Raw genomic sequence first — 19,158 nt, forward strand, 5'->3', positions numbered from 1 at the left:
GGAGAGAAACATGAAGACCATCATCACTGCCCAGCGCCGTCTCGAGCGCAAGCTGCTCACGACCCTGGCGGGTCGTCTCGGCGGCCGCTCGGATCGGGGGGACGTGCCCGGCTGGGTCCTCATCACGATCATGACCGCCGGTCTGGTCACCGCACTCTGGGCCATCGCCGGGCCCCAGCTGAGCTCGCTGTTCAGCGACGCGATCTCGAGCGTCAAGGGGCCGTGACGCCCTGCGCCCGGTGGCGGCCAGGCTGGCGCACGCTCCTGGTGGCAGATCGTGAGCGAGGTTCTGCCATAGCGGAGTTCGTCATGGTGACCGCGCTGCTGCTCGTCGTCGCCCTCGCGGTCTTCCAGCTCGGGCTCGCACTCTACGTGCGCAACACCCTCATCTCGGCCGCCTCGGAGGGCGCTCGCTACGGAGCCCGCGCGGACGCCTCCCCAGGCGACGGCATCGCCCGCACGTCGGCACTCATCACTTCCTCGCTGAGCGCGTCCTTCGCCGAGGACGTCTCAGCGGCTACACGCACGACCTCGAGCGGTGTCCGGGTTGTCGAGGTGACGGTCTCGGCGCCCCTTCCCGTCATCGGACCGATCGGCCCGTCAGGCCTGCTCACCGTGAGCGGCCGGGCGTTCAGCGAGCAACAAGTGACGGGGGCCGCTCCATGACGACGCTCCTGACCCGCTGCCTCGCGTCCACCCGAGCCGCTGTGCGGGGACGACGTCGAGACGAGGGGCGTGCGATCGTGGAGTTCATCTTCCTCGGGGTGCTGCTGCTCCTGCCGCTCGTCTACCTCGTGCTCACGGTCGCGCGTCTCCAGGCGGCGTCGTTCTCCGCGTCGCTGGCGGGTCGCGAGGCCGGCCGCGCCTTCGTCACCGGCGCCTCGGACGGCGAGGCGCTGGGCCGGGCCAGCTCGGCTGCCTCGCTTGCCTTCGAGGACTTCGCCTTCACCGAGGGGGCGACCCTCGGTGTCTCCTGTGACGGTTCACCGTGCCTGCGCCCCGAGGGGGTGGTGACCTCGACGGCCACGATCGTCGTACAGCTGCCCCTGATCCCGGACTTCGTCGCCGACCACGTGCCCGCCTCGGTGACCATCAGCTCGACGCACGTCTCCTCCGTCGACCGCTTCGTGGCCCGATGAGCGCCGTCCGCCTCCGGTATGCCGTCCGGCCCGTCGCGCTCCGCAGGCTCACGAGCGCACGGGGCGAGAGCGGTCAGATCGGCATCCTCATCCTCGGCCTCTTCTGCCTCGTGCTCGTGCTCATCCTCGGGGCGGTCGACGTGACTGCCGCCCAGCTGGCCAGGATGCGCCTGCTCGATGCTGCCGACGCGGCTGCTCTCGATGCGGCCGACGCCCTCGACGAGAGGTCTGCCTACGAGTCGGGCGTGCTCGACAGCCTCGTCCTCACCGACGGTTCGGTGCGGGAGGCGGCCCAGAGCCACCTGGCCCGCGTGCCGAGGCCGCCGGGGATCACGGCCTGGTCGGTGGTGCCGCAGACGGGCACGACCGACGGTGCGACGGCAGTCGTCACGGTGCAGGGGACTGCCACCCTGCCGATGAGCGGCTGGATCCTCCAGTCGCTCGGTGGCAGCGTCACGATCACCGTCACCTCCCGGGCCCGCGCCCCGCTCAGCTGACGCCCGAGCGAGCCGGGATGGGCATGTCCCGTAGGAGCGCCACGGGCCGCGCACGTCGAAGTCAGCCGCACCTCGGAGACGGTGTGCGCGCTGCCCCAGCGTGTGTGGCTGGCAGCGGCGCGTGCCGGCGCCGGCAGGTCCACCCGCACGATCGGCATCCCGCAGCACTTCGCACTCCCCGGACCTACTCCCCCGCCAGGATGCCGTCGACGGCTGAGATCGGTGGTGCGAAGAAGTAGCCTCCACCGGTCGGGGTCACGAAGTCGCTCTCCAGACGGAGGGCCACGTCGCCCGAGGCTCCTGGCCTGACGACCTCGCGCACCCGCTGACCCGCGCGGTCGACCTGGCCGATGATCGGGTCGACGCCACCGGCGTTGGGCTGGTCGACTGAGTTCGCCCAGCGCCGCGAGACAAACTCGAACTGGTCCTCGATCGAGCTCATGCAGGCGACGAAGAGCAGGCCCCGCTCGGCCTCGACGAGCTCCGGTGAGGGGTCAGCCACCCCGACGAGCGCCGGACCGTAGGGGATGCCGCGTCGCAACATGAGCCGGGTCAGCGTGTCCGCGGGGGCCCCGAAGTCCGTCGCACTGTCGCGGGGGTTCACCTTGCGGATGTGCGCGGCGTGCGGGCAGACCCGCGCGAGCACATCGGCCGCGGCCGCCGGGTGGGTGTCACCGGCATACCCCTCGATGGGCACGAGTGACGACGGTCGGGTGTCGTCCTGGAAGAGGAAGTGGTTGCTCGCGAAGTCGTCGCCGGCGAGAGCCGGGTCGTCGTGGTGGGGCGAGCGCATGACCGGTGCTCCGCTGGGCCAGCGCCCGACGAGCGCCGACGCGAAGGCGACCGGGTCGACGCCCACCGCCTCGGCCGCCGAGCCCATCCAGTCCCAGAAGCCGACGACGTCCTGGGCGAGTCGACGCACGACGACGTAGGAGCCGAGCCGGGCCCAGTCCGGGAACGCCGCGGACGGCGCCGCCGCCACCCGCGGGTCCTGCGGGTCCTGCCGTGGCTCACCGAGGAGGAACTGGCCCGGCCACACCAGCGGCTGGCCCGGCTTGCCGAAGAGCGTCGCGTGCGCATCGTCCGCCGCCAGGTAGCGCGGAGTGATCTCGTCGCCGGGCAGCCCAGAACGACCCCCACGGATGCCCGGCTGCGAGATGCCGTCCTTGAAGCCGAAGTGCTCGTGACCTGCGAGATCACCCGGAAGGTTGTCTCCCCGCTGGCTCGACACAACCGTGAGGCCGTGCTGCTCAGCGGTCGAGACGATGGCCGCCACCGCCGTCTCGAGGTCGTCGACCGCGTCGGCCGCGACGGTGATGAGCACGTCCGCCTCGCTCTGCGGACCCCCGACGACCCAGCGATCCCGATGACCAGGATGCGCGGGGTCTGTCGGGTCGCCGAGGTAGGTCGACCGAGCGGCGAGCCCCTGCCGGAAGCTCTCGTCACCGAAGCGCGCCGCCTCAGCAGGACCAGCCAGGATCTCAATCCCCTTGTAGGAGAGTGCAAATGACGTCCACATCGAAGTCAGCTCCGGCACCCGGGCCCCATCCCCGGACAGCCCCGGATCACGCACGCCGAGCCGCAACCGTGCCGCCCGGAACGCCCGCCGGAAGTCGAGCACCTCGTTCATGGTCGCGATCCGCGGGGCCAGCCAGCGCAGCCACGCGCGGGCGCCGTCGACATCACCGATCCGCAGGAAGACCAGCCGCTGGTGGTCCTTGTTGAAGCCCGGGACGACAGCCCCCTGGATGTCGTTGCCCGCGGCGCGACCATAGACCGGCTCGCCGAGTGCGGTCGTCCGCGACGCCTCCGCCGTCCGGCCGCCACCGGAACCCAGCTCACGTTCGCCCGGTCTCGACCCGGCCCCCGCAGGAGCACCCGGCAGCTCGACCCCGCCCAGCAGCTCGGCTCCAGCAGAACCGAGCCCGGCGAGCACTGCCGCCGTCGTGCGCTTCACCGCCGGCTCCGTCCGACGAGACCGTGGGCGCTGACGGTCACGTGCTCGGCGACCTGCCCGCCGAACTCGACCGGCCGCCCTCCGATGCGGATGTCTCCCACGGCAAAGCCCTCCGACGCCGGCACCTCGTAGACGGCGCGCAGTGCAGCGCCCGGCTCCCCCCGCACCACGCGCCAGTAGTTTCCCACCGGCGTGCCGTCGGGCTTCTCCCAGCCGGTGTCGTCCCAGCCTGCGATGTAGAGCCCGGGCGTCTCGTCGGTCGACACGGCATACCCCCTGCGGCTGAGCGCCCAGATGTCGAGGTTGAGGCGGGCGTCGGCCCCAGTCCTGCGCTTGTAGGGCAGCGCGTCGTAGCCGTCGAGCGCGCGACGCGTCGGCTCGGACTCCTGCGACACCCCCAGCAGGTCGCGCATCGAGTTGATCCGCATGACGTAGTGCACGATCCCGTCGGTCGTGTTCCACCGGTTGAGGGGGTCGTATGCCGCCCCGCCCGGAAAGAGGTCGCTCTCCCTCACCTCGGGGCTGACGAGCTCGCGATAGAGCTGGAGCACCCGGCCACGGTCGGCCGCGGCGAGCGCCTTCCAGTACTCCGGCGTCTCGGTCGTGAGGGTGATGCGCGTGATCGTGTCGCCCGCCCGCTCGACGTGCCATTCGAGGTACTCGATCTGCACGTCACGGCGCTCACCCGCAACCCACGCGGCACGCCGGTCGTCGCGATGCTCGACGAGCAGCGGTCTCGGGAAGCCCGTCCACGTGTAGAGCCGGCGCCCGACGACCTCGACGTCGCGCCGGCTCGGGTCGACGTAGCGCCCGCGACCGCTGACGGCGGTGCTCGTCGCGATGAGCCGCTCGACAGTGCGGTGCCATTCGCCGTAGAAGGGCGCGCCCAGCGGCAGGTCGCGCACCCGACCCGGGGTGTCGAACGTCAACAGCGCCATGCCCGTGAGGCTAGCGCCTCCGCGCGAGTCCTTCGATGGATTCCACGATCTCCGAAACGTCTGGCAGAGAAGCGATCTCGTCGGACAATGCCTCCGCAACAGACCGCATACGGCCATCGTCGAGCACCTGCGACACGGCCTCCCCGACCTGCGCTGCAGACTCCTGACGACCACCGAGCCGTATGCCGGCCCCGACCTCTGCGATGCGCGTCGCGTTGATCTCCTGGTCGAAGGCGAAGAGCGGAACGACCACCTGCGGCACGCCGGCGGCGAGTGCCGACATCGTCGTGCCGAAGCCACCGTGACCGACCATGGCCGACGCGAGCGGCATGACGTCCTCCTGCGGCCACCACCGCTCGACGCGCGCATTGGTGGGCCACGGCCGCAACTCGTCCGGGTCACCCGCGTGACCCGTCGTCAGGAGCACGCGCACCGGACGTTCCGCGAGGGCGTCGAGGCACCGCCCGAAGACGACGCTGAGGTCCGCGAAACCACCTGTGACCGAGCCGAACGTCACGTAGACGAGCGGGTGATCACCGTCGCCCCACTCGCCTGGGAGTGAGCCGACCCTGCTCCTGCTGTCACCGTGCCGGTAGCGGACGACAGCCGACGGACCTTGCGCCGCAGTACTGCTCGGCTCATGAGCCGCCCCGCCTTCAGGCTCGAGGCCCGGCGGCACCGACGTGAGCACTGGAGCCGCCGCCATCGCCAGCGAGCACGTGCCTGGGGGCAGTCCGGCGACCTCGTCCAGCTCCTGCAGCGGATCGGTCAGCAGCTCCGAGGCCCACAGCTGCAGCCCCCGGATGCCGATCGCCACCTCGACGTTCGGGACCCCGGCGCGCTCGGCGGCCGCCAGCGACCCGAACTCGCACGGGTCACGCAGCACGACATCAGGGCGCCACCGCTCGACGACCTCGCTCACGCCCGGGAAGGCCGCCTGGGCGTCGAGCCGCCCGAAGACGGCACGCACGACGGTGTGGTTGGCGGCCTCCATCGACACCGACGACAGCCCTCCGAAGATCGGACCCATGATCTCGGGCGGCACGTCGTCGAACGGCTCGTGCGGGAGACCCGTCTGCTCCACATGGCTCGCGAACGACAGGGGCGCCGCGACCCGCACCTCGTGCCCTGCGGCGGCGCAGGCCTGCGCAACCGGCGCCATGGGGCCGAAGTGACCCGTCCCGGCGGTCGTGGCGCAGAGCACCCGCATCGACCCAGAGTCGCACCGGACGCGGCGTGGACACCACGGGTTTACGCAAGGCAGCGGCCACCGGAGCCCGGCCCGGCGGCATACGCGCGTCTGCGGGCCCTCCGACCCAGCGCTCACGCGGTGTTCACCGAGCAGACACCTCGGGCACACCCGAGGACCCGGGGCGGGCTCCTAGCGTCGCAGTCGGCGATCGCCGCGCCGACCTGGAGGAGCGCGGCCGACGCCTACCCGCTGTCTGCCGAAGGAGCACCCGCGTGACCCCCCAGCCTCTCCCCCTCATCTCGTCGCCGCGTCACGGATCCCGCAGCCTGGCGACGTGCCACTACCGCTGCAACAACGCCTGCGATGCGCCGGTGCCCAACGGAACGAACCACCCAGCCATGCGTGACCTCGTGGAGGGCGCCCTGGCCCGCCGGTCCATCCTCAAGGGCAGTGCCGTCGGCGCCGGAGCGCTCGTGCTCGCGGGCCTGGGCACCGCATCCCCCGCTGCCGCTGCGCCGAATGCGTTGTCCGCCAAGGGCGCCCGCACGACGCCGAACGTCGGTCGGGCATCCTTCACGCCCGTCGCGCCCAACCGGGCCGATGCCGTGACGAACGCACCGGAGTTCACCCACAACGTCGTCATCCGCTGGGGAGACCCTGTCGAGGCCGGCGCGCCGCGCTTCGACGTCGACGCGCAGACCCCCGAGGCGCAGGCGAAGCAGTTCGGCTACAACAACGACTACGTCGGCGTGCTGCCCCTCTCGGGCCGGCACGCGCTGCTCGTCACGAACCACGAGTACACCGACGAGAACCTCATGTTCCCGACCGGCGCCTACGACGACGCCACGACGAAGAAGATCGCGATGGCCGCGCACGGCATGGCCGTCGTCACGATCGAGCGTGGCCGCGCCACCGGGTCGTGGGTGCGGGCCGACCACCGCCGCGCCGAGCACAACCGCCGCATCACGGTCCACACCCCCTTCGCCTTCGAGGGCCCCGCCGCCGGTCACGAGCTGCTCCGCACCGCGGCCGACCCCACCGGCCGCACGGTGCTCGGCACGTTCGGCAACTGCGCCGGCGGCACGACCCCCTGGGGCACCGTGCTGTCCGGCGAGGAGAACTTCAACGGCTACTTCGACGCGAGCGGCCCCGTGGACTCGTCGAACACGACCTCGTTCAAGCGCTACGGGCTCGCGACGGGAGCCGCCACCAACCGCGGGTGGTCGAGCGTCGACGAGCGGTTCGACCTCGCGAAGCACCCCCACGAGGCCTACCGCTTCGGCTGGGTCGTCGAGGTCGACCCCTACGAACCCGAGTCGACGCCCGTCAAGCAGACGATGCTCGGGCGCTTCAAGCACGAGGGCGCCAACGTCATCATCGGCCGGAGCGGCCACGCCGTGGCCTACATGGGCGATGACGAGCGCGGCGACTACCTCTACAAGTTCGTCTCGGCCGACACGTTCCGCAAGGGCGGCTCGCGTGGCGCGCGTGCCCACAACAAGTCCCTCCTGACGCGCGGCACGCTCTACGTCGCCCGCTTCACCGGCGACGGCACCGGCGACGGTGAGTACGACGGCGCCGGCACGTGGGTCACGCTCACGTCGGACACGACGTCCTACGTGCCCGGCATGTCGGTGGCCGAGGTGCTCATCAACACGCGCCTCGCCGCAGACACCGTCAGCCCCACGAAGATGGACCGCCCCGAGGACGTCGAGCCCAACCCGGTCAACGGGCGGATCTACGCCGCACTGACCAACAACAGCAACCGCGGCACGAGCTACCCGACCGACGAGGTCAACCCGCTCGCGAGCAGCATGACGAGGCCCGCCCTCGGCGCCCCGCTGCGCACCCAGTCGGGCAACCGCAACGGCTACGTCCTCGAGCTCGAGGAGCGCCGCGGCGACCACACGAGCACCTCCTTCACGTGGGACCTCTTCCTCGTCTGTGGCGACCCCGAGGCTCCCGAGACCTACTTCGCCGGGTACGACAAGAGCCGGGTGAGCCCGATCAGCTGCCCCGACAACGTCGCCTTCGACAAGGTCGGCAACCTCTGGATCTCGACGGACGGCAACGTCCTCGGCTCCAACGACGGGCTCTTCCGCGTGCCCGTCGCCGGCCCTGAGCGCGGCCGGGTCCAGCAGTTCCTCACCGTGCCGTACGGCGCGGAGACCTGCGGCCCGCTCGTCACCGACGACCAGCTCTCGGTCTTCGTCGCCGTGCAGCACCCCGGCGAGACCGACGGCGCCACCTTCGAGGCGCCGACAAGCACCTGGCCGCACACCGATGGCTTCCCCCGCCCGAGCGTCGTCGTCTCCTACCGCAGGTGAGCCCCCGCTCCTGATCCCCGGCGGCCCGGCATCCACAGGGGGTGCCGGGCCGCCGCGCTCCCGTATGCCGTGTCGCGACCTCGCGTTTGGAGCTGACCGTCGCGCGCCCCGACGAAGTGCTCTCTCGATCGCCTGGCGGGCACCCACCCCGATCGAAAGAGCGATCTGTCGGCGCTTGGGGAAGCCGACTAAGTGCTCTCTCGATTGCCTGGTGGGCACGCATCCCGATCGAAAGAGCGATCTGTCGGCGCTCGGGGAAGCCGACGAAGTGCTCTCTCGATTGCCTGGTGGGCACGCATCCCGATCGAAAGAGCGATCCGTAGGCCCTCCGGGGTACCCGACGAAGTGCTCTCTCGATTGCTGGGTGGGCAACCACCCCGATCGAAAGAGCGATCCGTAGGCCCTCCGGGGTACCCGACGAAGTGCTCTCTCGATTGCTGGGTGGGCAACCACCCCGATCGAAAGAGCGATCCGTGGGGCCTCGGGAACCCGACGAAGTGCTCTCTCGATCGGGTCAGTGGGGGTGGGTCGGGAGGTGGGTGCGGGGTGCCATCCGTGGGCCGCGGCGGGGGCGGTGGTGGCCGGCCAGGCCGAGGAGGTGCTGCACGCGGTAGCGGTGACCGGCATACGGCTCGAGCAGCTCGGCGAGCCCCTCGTCGTCGACGGGGGTGCCGGTCAGGGCCCAGCCGATGTCCTTGGCGACGTGGTAGTCGCCGAAGGACACGGAGTCCGGGTCGCCGAGGGCACGCTGGGCCACCTCGGCCGCGGTCCACACCCCGATGCCCGGCAGTGCGCGCAGGCGACGGTGCGCCTCCGCGACCGACACCCGGGCGCCCTCCTCGAGCCGGCCGGCATACCCCGCGGCGCGGACGACCGTGCGCGAGCGCGCACCGTCGACGGACGCCTGCAGCCACGCCCACGACGGGATGGTCGCCCACCCGGCCGCGGTCGGCGGGGCCATCAGCCCGGCGAACGGGCCCGGTGCCGCGGCGCCGAAGCGGCGCACGAGCATCCGGTAGCCGGCGAACGCCTCCTGCCCCGTCACCTTCTGCTCGATCACCGCGGGCGCGAGCGCGTCGAAGACGAGACCCGACCGCGGCACCCGCCAGAAGGAGAACCTGCGCCACGCCTCGGCGACGAGGTCGTGGACGGGCTCGAAGCCGGACGGGTCGTCGTCGGCCCCGAGCAGCGCCGGCACGTGCTCGAGCAGCCAGGCCGCCCCGGGGCCCCACGCCAGCGCCTCGACCTCGGCGCCGTCGGGACGGCCGAGGAGGTGCAGCGTGCCGCTGCCCTCCGGGGTCTGGCTGGCCCGCACGACCGAACGGTCGGCGCCCCAGCGCATCGTCGGGTCGCCCGCGCCGCGGCGAAAGACTCCGAGCTGCGCCCGAAGGTGGATCTCCCGGTCGCTGCGCCAGACCCGGCGCAGCGCACTCGCGGGCACTGCCGCAGAGGTGTCAGGGAGTTCGGCCACCCCGACATCCTCGCCTAGACTCGGCACGATCGCCGAGGGCCGGTCGTTGGATGCACGACGACGCACGACGCCGCCCGCACCGGCAGTGCAGCTCACACGCCCCCTGGACGAGGAACGAGGAACGATGGCCCGCGAGACGAGCCGAGACAGACGCGAGCGAGTGGCAGCCATGCAGGCCGCCCAGAAGAAGGCCGAGCGCCGCCGGCTCCTCGTCGTGATCGGCGCCTGCGTCGCCGTCGTGGCCATCATCGGCGCGGCCGTCGCCTGGGCCGTCCTCGGCGAGCAGAACAAGAAGGACGAGGCCCTCAGCGCGATCAGCGGTGACGTGGCCGCCGCATCCTGCGACCCGATCACCAACGACCCCGCCAGCGGGTCGAGCGAGCACGTCGGGCCGGGCACGAACCAGCCCAACCTCACGACCGTGAAGTACTCGACCGTGCCTCCGTCGAGCGGTCAGCACTTCGCCGTGCCGGCCGTCGACTCGCGCCGCGTCTACACCACCGCTGACGCCCCGAAGATCGAGACGCTCGTGCACAACCTCGAGCACGGCTACACGATCCTCTGGTACGACCGCTCGGTCGAGACCGAGCAGGCCGCGGCCTTCGAGGCGCTCGCGACGAAGGTCAACGCGATGAAGGAGTCGGCCAACAAGTTCCTCATCAGCCCGTGGGACCCGGCCTACGGCGCCTTCCCGGCCGGCAAGAAGTACGCCCTGTCGCACTGGGCGGCCGACGTCGACCAGAGCACCGGCAAGGTCGGCCAGCAGATGGGCCACCGCCAGCTGTGCGGATCGCTCAACACGACCGTTGTCGAGGACTTCGTCAAGAAGTTCCCGTGGAGCTCGGCCCCCGAGCCGGGCGCGGCCTGAGGCAGGCTGGGCACCATGACGACCTCCGGCGAGTACGTCCCGAGCCCGCGCAAGGGCTCCCGTGACCAGGTCAGTGAGATCGAGCGCACCGGCACGACCGACTCGGTCGACATCATGGGGCTGCCCGTCGTCCTGCTGACGATGGTCGGGGCGAAGACGGGCGCCATCCGCAAGGTGCCGCTCATGCGGGTCGAGCACGCGGGGCTGTATGCCGCCGTGGCCAGCATGGGCGGCTCGCCCGAGCACCCGCAGTGGTACTGGAACCTGCGCCAGCACCCGGAGCTCGACCTCCAGGACGGCACCGTCGTCACGCGGCGGCGCGCCCGCGAGCTCGAAGGCGCGGAGCGCGACGCGTGGTGGGAGCGCTGCGTCGCCGCCTTCCCGCCCTACGCCGGATACCAGCGCAAGACCGAGCGGCTCATCCCTCTCTTCGTGCTCGAGCCGGTCTGACGGCCGCCTCCGCCTCGTCGCGGTGCTCCGTGACGAGGTGGTGGCTGCGCGCGTAGAGCCAGCCACCGAGCGCGGCCAGCACGTCGATGATCGTGACGATGAAGCGCGACACGATGGCGACGGCCGCGGCGGCAGGTGCGGGGATGGCGACGGACAGGATGATCGTCAGCAGGCCCTCGCGGGCGCCGAGCCCGGCCGGGAGCACGATCGTCAGCATGCCGAGCGAGACGGACAGCGCGTAGCCGCACATCGCCGCACGCGTCAGGTCGGGGTGCGGGGCGTCGCCGGCGACGGCCTGCGCGAGCAGCAGGGTGTGCACGCCGAAGGCGAGCCAGACGAGCACGAAGATGCCGACAGACGTCAGCACCGCGCGCCCTGACAGGTCGTGCTCGAGCGGCTCGCGCCGCAGGGTGCGCAGCATGAGCGTGATGATCGCGTTGAGCAGCCGCGGCCAGCAGAGCACGACGACGAGCGGGATGGCGAGCAGCACCCACCAGGAGAAGCCGTCCGAGTCGCGCCGCAGCAGGAACGACGCGGCCGGCAGACCGACGAGCAACCCTGTCAGCAAAGAGAGTCCGAGGGCGAGCAGCCCCGTCACCGCCGTGCGACGTCGAGGCACCTTGAGGTGGCTCGCGATGTCGGCCTGCACGAGGACCGACCAGAGCGAACCGGGGAGGTACTTGCCCAGCTGCCCGACGAAGTAGACGCCCGATGACGGGGCGAGGTGCAGCTCGGAGCCGAGGTCGCGCAGGATGACGCGCCACCCGAGCATCGTCAGCCACGTGCCCACGGCGGCGGCGAGCGACGACAGGGCGAAGACCGGCCACGAGATCTGCTTGAGGTGCACCGACACCTCGGTCCAGTTCTTCGCGACGGCCCACACGACGGCGGCCAGCACGGTGACCGCGATCGCCACCCGCAGGACGGTGAGCACACGCTTACGGGTCATCAGCGCCGCCTCAGGGTCAGTCGGACGAGGCCGTATGCCGCGTCGTCGGCTCGCGCCCGACCGGCGGCCTCGCGCATGCGCGCGGTGACGTCGCCGTCGAGGTCGCCCACGAGGACGAAGCCGAGGTCATGGGCCCGCGCGAGGATGCCGCGCACGTCGGCCGGGCCGACGGCGCCCTCGGCGGAAGGGGGCCCGATGGGCACGGTGACGATGAGCAGGCCACCGGAGCGCAGCGCCCACGAGGCCTGCTCGAGGACCTGGGTGATGTCACTGGCGTCGCAGCCCCGCGGGTGGATGCGCACGATGACGTCGAGCGAGCCCGTGTCGACGTCGAGGGCCGCGACACTGGGGTGGGCGCCCGTGAACTCGATCTCGACCGGCGCGAAGCCGACGGCCCTCGCCCAGCGGGACAGCAGCGAGCGCGATCCCGTCTCGTCGACGATGACGGCGCTGCGCCGGCCGTCGTCGCGAACCCGCAGGATCGCCGCCAGTGCGCCCAGCGCGGCCCACGACGAGACACTGTCGAGCGATCGCGGCAGACCGAGGATGCGAGCGAGGTGCTTCGCGTCGTCGGCCTCGGCGGGGTCACCGAGCACGTCGGTCGCGAGCACCCAGTCGGGCACGTCCTCGGGGCGCAGGTCGAGCACGTCGCGGTGCGAGGCGAGCGACCGCCTCACGCGGTGGCGGGCGGCCCCTGACACCGACGCCCATCCACGGCCGACGCCGGCGCCGAGACGCGAGGCGAGGTCTGCCGCACGGGTGCGCGCGCCGCCGATGGCACCAGCATCCGAGGAACCTTGCGCGACAAGCGAACCCGGGCTGGCGGCATACCGCTGCTCGTCGTCGTCGAGGGTGTCGACGGCGTCGTCACGTGGAGCCGGGGTGCCGTCGACGGGCTCGGCGCCGGGGCCGAGCAGGGAGTCGTCGAGCGAGAGGGCCTCGATGGTGCCGAGGTAGTGCGCCCACGGACCCGAGAGGTCAGGCGTCTGGACACCGTCGGCGAGGCGGCGGCGCAGCTCGGGGTCGCCCAGCCGGCGCAGGGCGCCAGCGAGGGCACGCTCGTCGTCGGGGGGCACGAGCAGCCCGTTGACCCCGTCGACGACCTGCTGCGAGAAGGGCACGACGTCGGAGGCGAGCACCGGCAGGCCGTGGGCGTGGCCGAGGACGACGTTCTGCGAGGCCGTCGCCGAGCGGTAGGGCAGCGCGAGGACGTCGTGGTCGGCGAGCAGCGCGGCGAGGGCGTCGGCCGGGACGTAGCCCTCGCGGATCTCGACGCGACCCGCCAGCGAGGGGTCGGCGGAGAGGGTGGCGACCACACGACGGACCGATCCGCTCATCTCACCGGCGATCGTCAGGGTCACCTCGGGCACGGTGCGCATGGCGCGGAGCAGCACGTCGATGCCCTTGTGCTCGCGCACCAGCCCGAGGGCGAGCAGACGGGTCGGGCCGGGACGCGGCCCCCTGGAGATCGGGTGGCCGCCGGGCACGTGCGGCGGCAGGTCGGCGACCGACACCCGCCGGGCGCCGAGGTCGTGGGCGAGCCGCGCTTGGTCGGCACTGTGCACGAGCACCGAGTCGACCCGCGAGAGGAGCAGGCCCATGAGACGGGCGTCGCCCGGGCGCGGCTCGAGCGGCAGGACGGTGTGGCAGACGACGATCGACTGCGGACGCGGCGTCGGGACGGCGGCGTCGCTCTGGGCGCTCTGGGTGGTCGGCAGGGCGCCCGCCGCACGGAGGAGGGCGAGGTGGGCCGGGACGGCCGGCGGGATGGCGTGCACGACGACGACCGCGTCGAGGTCGCGCAGGCGCCGGCCCACTCGCACCCACGTGTCCGGCCGAGCCCAGCTGAGCGCCCGGATGGTGCGGGGGAACGGCGGCACCTCGGGCACCTCGACTCCCCCGCGCGGCACCGTGACGTCGTCGCGGTGCAGGCGGGAGGGGTGGAGGTGTGCCCATGAGACGAGGACGACATCGTGCCCCGCGTCGTGCAGGTGGTGGGCGAGCATCGTCGTGTGTGCGGCGATCCCGCCGGTGTGCGGGTGGGTCGGGCCGACGACGGCGATGCGCAGCGCCGCTGCTCCTGCCCCGTCGGGCGCGGGCTGACCCGTGTGCTCGATCCTCGCCTCCGTCATGGTGCTCCGACTCTAGTTGGCCCGTGAGGGGGCGCGAGCCACCTGCACGCGGAGCAGGGCTGGGTGCAGCGCGCTGGTCGGGTGCGCCGGTCGGCGCGCTGGCCCGGCGCGCTGGTCGAGCGCGCTGGTCGGGTGTGACGGCGGACGGCCCTACGCTTGTCCGCATGCAGAACGACGACGTGTGGCTGGTGGTGCCGCTCTACAACGAGGCCACCGTCATCGCCGAGGTCGTCCGCGAGGCCCGCGCCACCTTCCCCAACATCGTCTGCGTCGACGACGGGTCACGCGACGGCTCGGCCGAGGCAGCCGAGCTCGCGGGCGCCGCGGTCGTGCGCCACCCCGTCAACCTCGGGCAGGGCGCCGCCCTGCAGACCGGGTTCGACTACGCCCTCAGCGACCCCGCCATGCGCTACGTCGTCACGTACGACGCTGACGGCCAGCACCAGGTGCACGACGTCGAGGTCATGGTCGATCGCATCCGGCAGGGCGACGTGCGGGTCGTCTTCGGCTCCCGCTTCCTCGACGAGCGCACCGAGGCGTCGGCCTCGAAGCGGCTCGTCCTGCGCGCCGCCGTCGCCTACACCAACCTCACGACCGGGACGCGCCTCACCGACGCCCACAACGGCCTGCGGGTGCTGCACCGCGACGTCGTCGAGCGGCTCGACATCACCCAGAACCGCATGGCCCACGCCTCCGAGATCGTCGCGCAGATCGGCGCGATGCGCTTCGACGGGGCCAAGGTCGCCTACGCGGAGGAGCCCGTGCACATCCTCTACACCGACTACTCCAAGGCCAAGGGCCAGTCGCTCTGGAACGCCGTCAACATCCTCGCGGAGCTGATCTGGCGATGAGCCGACAGAGCATCATCCAGGTCCTGCTCATCGCCGGGGTCCTCGCGGTCGCGTGGCGGCTGCTCATCGGGTCGGGCCAGCGGACCCAGGCACTGCGCCGCCTCGGCCTGCTGCTGCTGCTCGCCCTCGTCGTCTACTCGATCATCGACCCGAGCAAGACCTGGACCAACCTCGCGCGCGCACTCGGGGTCGGTCGAGGCGCCGACCTCATCCTCTACGGCCTCGTCATCGCCTTCTTCGGCTTCGTCGTGACGACCTACAAGCGCTTCCGCGCGATGGAGACGCGCTACACACGGCTCGCCCGGCGGATCGCCCTCGACGAGAGCGAGCCGGCAGAGATCCACAGGTCGAGGGCTGAGACTGGGTCCCCCGCCGCGCCGGGGGCCCGGACCGACTCGGGAAGCCACAGCGAAGCCGGAGCTCCCGGCGATGCCTGGCCCCCCAGTGCCCGACCCTTCCAGCCGGAGGCCACCGATGCCGACTGACGCCCGCCGACCCCAGGGGGCCCCCGACGACGCCTACGTCGTCGACACCCGTCGACGGCCCAAGCGCTCGTCCGGATCATCCGGATCGTCCGGCCCCTCCGCGCCCCGGTCGAACGGGCCGGGTTCGGCGCTGGCGCCTGAGCCCGCCCCCCGCCGCCGCAAGGGGCGGCTCGTGCTGCTCGTCGTCGGTATCCTCCTCGCCTCGTGGATCGCCTTCCTCATCTGGGTGCCGGTCAGCGCCTGGAACTCGGTCGCCCGCGTCGACAACATCCCTGACGGCGAGCGCCCGGTCGACACCTCGGGGCACAACTACCTGCTCGTCGGCTCCGACAGCCGCGCCGGCCTCACCAAGGAGCAGCGCAAGAAGTACGCGACCGGCAACGCCGCCGGCAACCGCACCGACACGATCATGCTCGTGCATGTCTCGGAGAGCGGCGGCAAGCCGGTCATGGTCTCGCTCCCCCGCGACTCCTACGTGCCGATCCCCGGCCACAACTCCAACAAGATCAACGCCGCCTACTCGATCGGCGGCCCCAAGCTGCTCACCGCGACGGTCGAGAACGTCACCGGCATCCACATCGACGGCTACGTCGAGATCGGCCTCGGCGGCTTCGCGTCGGTCGTCGACAGCGTCGGCGGCGTCTATCTCTGCGTGCCCCGCAACATGAAGGACCCCAAGGCCGGCATCGACCTCAAGAAGGGGTGCCAGACCCTCGGCGGAGCCGACGCGCTCGGCTACGTCCGCTCGCGCTACGAGGACCCGCTGGGCGACATCGGCCGCGCCGCCCGCCAGAGGCAGTTCCTCGGCGCCCTCATGAAGCAGGCAGCGACGCCGGCGACGGTGCTCCTCCCCTGGCGCTACAAGGCCTTCGCCGACGCCTCCGCCGCCGGCCTCGCCGTTGGCACCGAGACCGGCCTCATGGACGCCGTCCGGGTGCTCCAGGCGATGCGGGCCGTGAGCAACGACCAGGGCCTGTCGCTGTCGGTGCCGACGAGCGACCTCGCCTACCGCACGAACGCCGGGCTCGCCGTCAAGTGGGACACCGAGCGGGCCAAGGCCCTCTTCGCGGCGATCAAGAACGACGAGCCGCTCACCGAGCCACCCGCGGGCACCGTGCCGACCGAGCCGTCGGGCAGCTGACCGCCGTGGCCGACCGACCGAGCACCCAACCCCTGCCCGCCCCCCTCCTCGCGCGGCTGCTCGCCGCCGACTCCGCCCGGCCCCGGCTGACGTGGTACGACGACGAGCCCGGGCCCACCACCGGCGAGCGCATCGAGCTCTCGGGGCGCGTGCTCGCCAACTGGGTGTCCAAGGCGGCCAACCTCCTGCAGGACGACGCTGCCGCCGAGCCGGGCACCACCGTCGGCATCGACCTGCCGGCGCACTGGCGCTCGGTCTACTGGGCGCTCGCGACCTGGTCGGTCGGCGCGACCGTCGTTCTCGGCGAATCCGCTACTGGCGCAGACGTGCTCGTCACCGACTCCCCCGAGCGCGCAGCTGCTCACGGGGGTGACACGGTGCTCGTCACCCTCGCCGCCCTCGCGCGGTCCAGCCCCCGCGCCACCGAGGCCCCCGGCGCCGTCGACGAGGCCCGTGAGCTCTCGACCCACGGTGACGTCTTCTCACCGATGGCCGACCCCGAGCGTGCGGACGTCGCGCTGGCCACGGAGGCCGGCGACACGGCATACGGCAGGCTCGTCGTGCCGGTGACGGCCTGGGGCGACGCCCCGAGGGTCGTGCTGCGCGGCTCGGTGGAGAAGGTGCTGCGCGGCTGCCTGTCAGCCTGGGCAGCCGACGGTTCGGTCGTCATCACGCGCGGCGAGAGCGCCCGTGACGCCGAGCGCTTGGCCTCCGAGTCCGTGACGGTCGACGCGCGCGACTAGCCGCCGGTATGCCGTCCGGCCCGTCTCGTCGCCTACGCGGAGAGCCGGTCGAAGAGCGACCACGTGCGTGACGCGACGACGCCGGTGCTCGCGAGCCCCGCACGGGCCTGCGCCGTCTTGACGGCGTCGCGGGTCATGCGGTCGAAGACGCCGGTCACGCGGATCCCCAGGAGCCGTTGCACGGCGACGACCTGCGCCCCCGTGTCGCCCTCGCGCAGCACCGTCGAGCGGCTCGTCGCGAACGGGAAGTCCCGCGCCTCGAGGACCTCCCACACCTCCGGCGTCACGACGCCCGTCGCCGGCATGGCGACGGAGCGCTGGAGCGCGGCCACCTTGTCGCGCGTGACCGAGCCGAACACCCCGTCGACGGCGAGGCCGCCGAGGCCGCGCTGGAGCACCCGGACGGCGGCGCCTCGCGAGCCGACCCCGAGCGTGAGGTCCTTGAAGCGGGTGTAGGCCGTGTCGACCTCGACGTGGGCGACGCCGGGGCTGGAGCTGGAGGGTGCGGTCGCGAAGGTGGTCATCGCGGGCTCCTTGTCGGTCAGGACTGCGGGGGTGACGACGGCAGAGGTGACGGCCGAGGGTGTCGTGAACGAGGCGGCCGCGGCGGTGGACCAGCCGCGGGTGTAGAGCACCTGCTGCGTGCGGGAGTCGGCGACGCCGGTCTGGGGCAGGCCGGCGAACTTCTGGTAAGCCGTGACGCGCGCCTGCGTCATCGTGCCGTAGTAGCCCGTGGTCGGCAGGCTGCCGAGCTTGGTCTGGAGGGTCTTGACGGCCGCCGACGTCATGCCGAGACGCAGCGTCGGGTAGGTGGTCACGCTCGGTGCCGCCGTTCCGGTCCACCCGCGGACCCACAGGCGGGCCTGCGTCACAGGATCCGCGACACCGGTCTGCGGCAGGCCCACGAACTTCTGGTACGCCGTGACGCGGGCCTTCGTCAGGGTCCCGTAGTAGCCGGTCGTCGGGACGCTCCCGAGCTTCGTCTGGAGCACCTTGACCGCCGCGGACGTCATGCCGAGGCTGAGCGTGGGATAGGCGGCGGCGACGGTGCGCCAGCCGCGCTGAGCGAGGATCTCCTGAGTGCGGAGGTCGGCGACCCCGGTCTGAGGCAGCCCGACGAACTTCTGGTACTCGATGACCCGAGCCTTGGTGAGGCTGCCGAAGTAGCCGGTGACCGGCAGACCGCCGAGGCGGGTCTGCAGCGTCTTCACCGCAGCGCTCGTCATGCCGAAGGAGAGCACGCCCGCCGGGGTCGGCACGGGGGTCGAGGGCGTCGGCGCGGGCGGCGTCGTCGGGCTCGACGGAAGCGTCGTCCCGGCCGGCGGGAGCGTCGTGAGGACGGTCTTCTGCGCCACTCCCGTCCACCACGACGTGCGGCCGGCGGCGCCGTTGTAGTTGAAGCTGAAGTGGATGTGGTCGGTGTGGGGCGAGCTGCCGTAGTACGGAGCCCAGCCGCGCTCGGGTGCGTAGGAGCGCCACATCTTGCGGTTGTGGATGATGTACATGATCCCGAACCGGCGGGCCATCGCCCCCTGGACGCCGTTCTTGTCCGGCGCCGTCAGCCAGGCGAGGACGGACTGTGCGACCGCCTCCTGCGACGGGTTGTTGACGTTGAGCATCCAGTCCCAGGCCCGCCCGTCGTAGTGCTCGGACGGACCGCTGCCGCACGTGCGGCCGATGAGCGCGAGCGAGCCCATGGCGTAGTGGGTGGTCATGAGCGTGGCGAAGGCGACCACACCGGGGCGCGGTCGCGGGTCGCAGATCGTCTGGCCCTGGTAGGGGACGTAGACGTCGAGCGCTGCGGGAAGGCTCTTGGTCGGCGGCGCCTTGACTGCTGCGCCTGCCGGGGCGGCCGGCATGACCACGGCCGGTGCGACGAGGGCCGGGAGGGTGAGGACGAGGCCCAGCTGGCGTCGGCGGGAGGTCATGGCGGGTCTCGATTCAGCGCAGGGATGGCACAACCTGACCATTTATGCACTCCCGTCACACCCATCACAAGTGGTCACTCTGAATTACAC

At 72.0% G+C, this 19,158-nt stretch carries 18 protein-coding genes; 11 read left to right on the plus strand and 7 right to left on the minus strand.

Annotation, left to right across the window (positions count from 1 at the left end; all coding sequences use genetic code 11):
- The first annotated feature begins 10 nt into the window (after nucleotides 1-10).
- The 4 genes from FHX52_RS08735 (at nucleotide 11) to FHX52_RS08750 (ending at nucleotide 1,636) form a co-directional block, all read left to right on the plus strand.
- Nucleotides 11-226 (plus strand): hypothetical protein, encoded by a 216-nt coding sequence (locus FHX52_RS08735; protein WP_141821534.1) that lies wholly within the window; start codon nucleotides 11-13, stop codon nucleotides 224-226.
- 41 nt (nucleotides 227-267) lie between these two features.
- Nucleotides 268-666 (plus strand): TadE/TadG family type IV pilus assembly protein, encoded by a 399-nt coding sequence (locus FHX52_RS08740; RefSeq protein ID WP_141821535.1) that lies wholly within the window; start codon nucleotides 268-270, stop codon nucleotides 664-666.
- A 77-nt stretch (nucleotides 667-743) separates the two neighbouring features.
- Nucleotides 744-1,139, plus strand: coding sequence for a pilus assembly protein (locus tag FHX52_RS08745; protein WP_246069694.1), 396 nt, complete (start codon nucleotides 744-746; stop codon nucleotides 1,137-1,139).
- Nucleotides 1,136-1,636: a pilus assembly protein TadG-related protein gene (locus FHX52_RS08750; RefSeq protein ID WP_141821536.1), complete on the plus strand. Its 501-nt coding sequence runs from the start codon at nucleotides 1,136-1,138 to the stop codon at nucleotides 1,634-1,636. Before FHX52_RS08745 ends, FHX52_RS08750 begins: the two co-directional genes overlap by 4 nt.
- Before the next feature lie 184 nt (nucleotides 1,637-1,820).
- Here FHX52_RS08750 and FHX52_RS08755 read toward each other — a convergent pair whose 3' ends face one another.
- The 3 genes from FHX52_RS08755 to FHX52_RS08760 are packed head-to-tail and all read right to left on the minus strand — an operon-like array spanning nucleotide 1,821 to nucleotide 5,741.
- Complete coding sequence (locus FHX52_RS08755; RefSeq protein WP_185747140.1) at nucleotides 1,821-3,593, minus strand: Dyp-type peroxidase; 1,773 nt, start codon at nucleotides 3,591-3,593, stop codon at nucleotides 1,821-1,823.
- The gene (locus FHX52_RS23805; RefSeq protein ID WP_185747141.1) at nucleotides 3,590-4,531 is read right to left on the minus strand and encodes a hypothetical protein; all 942 of its coding nucleotides are present in this window, start codon (nucleotides 4,529-4,531) and stop codon (nucleotides 3,590-3,592) included. The genes FHX52_RS08755 and FHX52_RS23805 overlap by 4 nt, the downstream gene beginning before the upstream one ends.
- A 10-nt stretch (nucleotides 4,532-4,541) precedes the next feature.
- Nucleotides 4,542-5,741 carry a glycosyltransferase gene (locus tag FHX52_RS08760; RefSeq protein WP_141821538.1) on the minus strand — a complete coding sequence of 400 codons (1,200 nt, stop codon included), beginning with the start codon at nucleotides 5,739-5,741 and terminating at the stop codon, nucleotides 4,542-4,544.
- A 254-nt stretch (nucleotides 5,742-5,995) separates the two neighbouring features.
- On the opposite strand from FHX52_RS08760, the gene FHX52_RS08765 reads away from it, so the two are divergent.
- Nucleotides 5,996-8,050 carry a PhoX family protein gene (locus tag FHX52_RS08765; protein ID WP_141821539.1) on the plus strand — a complete coding sequence of 685 codons (2,055 nt, stop codon included), beginning with the start codon at nucleotides 5,996-5,998 and terminating at the stop codon, nucleotides 8,048-8,050.
- Nucleotides 8,051-8,564: 514 nt separating this feature from the next.
- Here FHX52_RS08765 and FHX52_RS08770 read toward each other — a convergent pair.
- Complete coding sequence (locus FHX52_RS08770; protein WP_246069696.1) at nucleotides 8,565-9,521, minus strand: DNA-3-methyladenine glycosylase family protein; 957 nt, start codon at nucleotides 9,519-9,521, stop codon at nucleotides 8,565-8,567.
- Between the two features lie 169 nt (nucleotides 9,522-9,690).
- On the opposite strand from FHX52_RS08770, the gene FHX52_RS08775 reads away from it, so the two are divergent.
- Complete coding sequence (locus FHX52_RS08775) at nucleotides 9,691-10,389, plus strand: DUF3105 domain-containing protein (protein ID WP_246069704.1); 699 nt, start codon at nucleotides 9,691-9,693, stop codon at nucleotides 10,387-10,389.
- 15 nt (nucleotides 10,390-10,404) lie between these two features.
- Entirely contained in the window at nucleotides 10,405-10,839 is a 435-nt protein-coding gene (locus FHX52_RS08780) for a nitroreductase family deazaflavin-dependent oxidoreductase (protein ID WP_141821541.1), read from the plus strand.
- On the opposite strand, the gene FHX52_RS08785 is transcribed toward FHX52_RS08780, so the two are convergent.
- Nucleotides 10,808-11,788, minus strand: coding sequence for a lysylphosphatidylglycerol synthase domain-containing protein (locus FHX52_RS08785; RefSeq protein ID WP_141821542.1), 981 nt, complete (start codon nucleotides 11,786-11,788; stop codon nucleotides 10,808-10,810). The genes FHX52_RS08780 and FHX52_RS08785 overlap by 32 nt on opposite strands.
- Nucleotides 11,788-13,920: a glycosyltransferase family 4 protein gene (locus tag FHX52_RS08790; RefSeq protein ID WP_141821543.1), complete on the minus strand. Its 2,133-nt coding sequence runs from the start codon at nucleotides 13,918-13,920 to the stop codon at nucleotides 11,788-11,790. Before FHX52_RS08790 ends, FHX52_RS08785 begins: the two co-directional genes overlap by 1 nt.
- Nucleotides 13,921-14,084: 164 nt before the next feature.
- Between FHX52_RS08790 and FHX52_RS08795 the strand changes: the two genes are divergently transcribed.
- From FHX52_RS08795 to FHX52_RS08810, 4 genes are read left to right on the plus strand one after another with little or no spacing between them, the layout of a single operon-like run.
- Entirely contained in the window at nucleotides 14,085-14,771 is a 687-nt protein-coding gene (locus FHX52_RS08795; protein ID WP_141821544.1) for a glycosyltransferase family 2 protein, read from the plus strand.
- Nucleotides 14,768-15,256 (plus strand): DUF2304 domain-containing protein, encoded by a 489-nt coding sequence (locus FHX52_RS08800; protein ID WP_141821545.1) that lies wholly within the window; start codon nucleotides 14,768-14,770, stop codon nucleotides 15,254-15,256. Before FHX52_RS08795 ends, FHX52_RS08800 begins: the two co-directional genes overlap by 4 nt.
- Nucleotides 15,246-16,397 (plus strand): LCP family protein, encoded by a 1,152-nt coding sequence (locus FHX52_RS08805; protein WP_141821546.1) that lies wholly within the window; start codon nucleotides 15,246-15,248, stop codon nucleotides 16,395-16,397. Before FHX52_RS08800 ends, FHX52_RS08805 begins: the two co-directional genes overlap by 11 nt.
- Before the next feature lie 5 nt (nucleotides 16,398-16,402).
- On the plus strand, nucleotides 16,403-17,140 hold the full coding sequence (locus FHX52_RS08810) for a TIGR03089 family protein (protein WP_185747142.1): 738 nt from the start codon (nucleotides 16,403-16,405) through the stop codon (nucleotides 17,138-17,140).
- A gap of 32 nt (nucleotides 17,141-17,172) precedes the next feature.
- Here FHX52_RS08810 and FHX52_RS08815 read toward each other — a convergent pair whose 3' ends face one another.
- On the minus strand, nucleotides 17,173-19,068 hold the full coding sequence (locus tag FHX52_RS08815) for a peptidoglycan-binding domain-containing protein (protein WP_141821547.1): 1,896 nt from the start codon (nucleotides 19,066-19,068) through the stop codon (nucleotides 17,173-17,175).
- Between the last annotated feature and the right edge of the window lie 90 nt (nucleotides 19,069-19,158).

This window comes from Humibacillus xanthopallidus, from assembly GCF_006717145.1.
Classification (GTDB): Bacteria; Actinomycetota; Actinomycetes; order Actinomycetales; family Dermatophilaceae; genus Humibacillus; species Humibacillus xanthopallidus.